Annotated in this window: 2 protein-coding genes and 1 pseudogene; all 3 read left to right on the top strand. The window is 69.0% G+C overall.

The features are described 5' to 3' along the window. Positions 1-383 (top strand): S26 family signal peptidase (locus RT567_RS02265; protein ID WP_313574044.1); only part of this gene is annotated, 383 nt, incomplete at its 5' end. Continuing rightward, on the top strand, positions 380-1063 hold the full coding sequence (locus RT567_RS02260) for a lytic transglycosylase domain-containing protein (RefSeq protein ID WP_313574042.1): 684 nt from the start codon (positions 380-382) through the stop codon (positions 1061-1063). The genes RT567_RS02265 and RT567_RS02260, both read left to right, overlap by 4 nt. A 370-nt stretch (positions 1064-1433) precedes the next feature. Next, positions 1434-2006, top strand: a pseudogene (locus tag RT567_RS02255) (type VI secretion protein); the annotation flags it as partial.

Genomic DNA, 2006 nt, shown 5'->3' with positions numbered 1-2006 from the left:
AACCGACGCGCGCGGTCACCGCAGGCGAACTTGTCGCCTACCGCCCAGCGCCGGAATGGTCGCGGGCGTTCGCGGCGCGCGGCTATCTGCCGGACGGCGTTCCGCTCTTGAAGCCGGTTGCGGCGACCGCGCCCTCAGTCGTCTGTCGCTGGGAACAACGCGTCTTCATCGACGGCCGGACGGTCGCCGAGGCGCTGGAAAAGGACCGCGTGGGGCGGCCGCTTCCGCGTTGGAGCGGCTGCATCACCCTGGATCCGGAGGCTGTCTTCCTGCTCGCGCCTGACGTCCCCGACGCGCTGGACAGCCGCTACTTTGGCCCCGTCGACCGCAAGGAATTGCTCGGCCGCATCGTGCCGGTCCGCGTCGGGGAGGGGCGCGGATGACCCGTCGTACCGTCCCGGGAGGTGGCGCGAGATGGGTTGTGACGCTCGGCCTGACCTTGGCCGCGACCAGCTTTCCGTGCGTCTCGGTCGCGCTTCCGGCGGCTTTTGAACCGCGCGAGCAAGCCCTTGCCAGACGTGCGATCGATGACCTGATCACGGAGGCGGCGCGTCGTTTCGGCCTGCCGCCACACTGGATTCGGGCGGTCATGAAACAGGAGAGCGGCTTCAATCCTCGCGCTACATCGCGCGCGGGCGCCATGGGTCTGATGCAGGTGATGCCCGCCACCTATGCGGAACTGCGGCGCCGGCACGGCCTCGGCGCGGACCCCTACGATCCCCGCGACAACATCCTGGCCGGCGCCGCCTATCTGCGCGAACTGCACGACCGGTTCGGCCTGGAGGGCATGTTGCCCGCCTATAACGCGGGGCCTGGACGTTACCTGCAGCATAGAGATGAAGGGCGGCCCCTGCCTCTGGAGACCCGCGACTACGTCGCCCGGATCGGGCTTCCGGACGGGATGGCGGCGTCGCCGGTCGGCCCCCGGATCGTGGCGGTCTCGCCGGTTGATCCGCACCGGGCGCCGCTCTTCCCGGACATGCCGCAGACTTCCGGTTCCGGGGTTCCCGGACTCTTCGCAGTGCTGGCGCCTGCCGCCGGCTCAGATCCGGTTTCGCCGTGATGAGCCTTCCTGGAGACGTGCAGGAGGGAGGGCGAGATAAAAGCCGCAAGGTGCGGTGGGGGTGGGGGAGGCGTTTTGCCCGTTATATCAACGATTTGCCGCAAGGTTTAAATCAACAACGAGCCTTGTCTGACCGGCTATGCCACGGGAAAGGCGCGGGTTTTTGCGCCTTATTCGACCTGTCATGACCGGCGAGGACGATATCCAAGTCCGCCCGGGACGAATCCGCGGGGCAGCAGGGCCGAGGGTCGATACGGCGCTGCGCCAGGTCATCGTCGCCGTCGCCCGCGCCGGCGGTCCTTCACGCAGACAGGGTGTCGGCAAGGGGGGCGGTTCAGGCGCAAGCACCTTCGGACGGGGACGGGCGGCCGTGGTTCGTAGCCTCCATGCGGGGACGTCGCGAAGGCAGGTCGTCGTCAAGGCGCGGGTGGCGCGCCGAAGCGCCGGAGGGCTGGCCGCGCACATAGGCTATCTCCAGCGCGACGGCGTGACGCGGGACGGCGAAGCGGGCCGCATCTTCGACGCCCGGAGCGACGCGGCCGACGCCTCGGCCTTCGTGGAGCGGTCCAGGGACGACCGTCATCATTTTCGCTTTATCGTCTCGCCGGAGGACGCCGCCGAACTCGCGGATCTTCGCGCCTATACCCGCGATCTCATGGCCGACGTCCAGAGGGATCTGGGAGCGCCGCTCGACTGGGTCGCGGTCGATCACTGGAACACCGCCCATCCCCACATCCACATCATCCTGAAGGGAAGGCTGGATGACGGCGCCGACCTGGTCATCAGCCGGGACTATATCAGCCGGGGTTTCCGAGCGCGCGCCGAGGCCCTGGCGGAGCTTGAACTGGGGCCGCCGAGCCCGCGTGAACGCGCGGCCGCCCTGATGCGGGACGCCGAGGCCCAGGGCTGGACCCGCCTCGATCGCGCGCTCGAGCGGTTGGCG

The sequence above is a fragment of the Brevundimonas sp. genome (genome assembly GCF_032107865.1).
Lineage (GTDB): Bacteria > Pseudomonadota > Alphaproteobacteria > Caulobacterales > Caulobacteraceae > Brevundimonas.
Note: the sequence above shows the minus strand (reverse complement) of the source record. Positions and strands in the feature narration are given on the sequence as shown.

Excerpts from the sequence above, each read along its gene's own strand:
- RT567_RS02260 (WP_313574042.1), top strand. The coding sequence starts at position 380 with ATGACCCGTCGTACCGTCCCGGGAGGTGGCGCGAGATGGGTTGTGACG.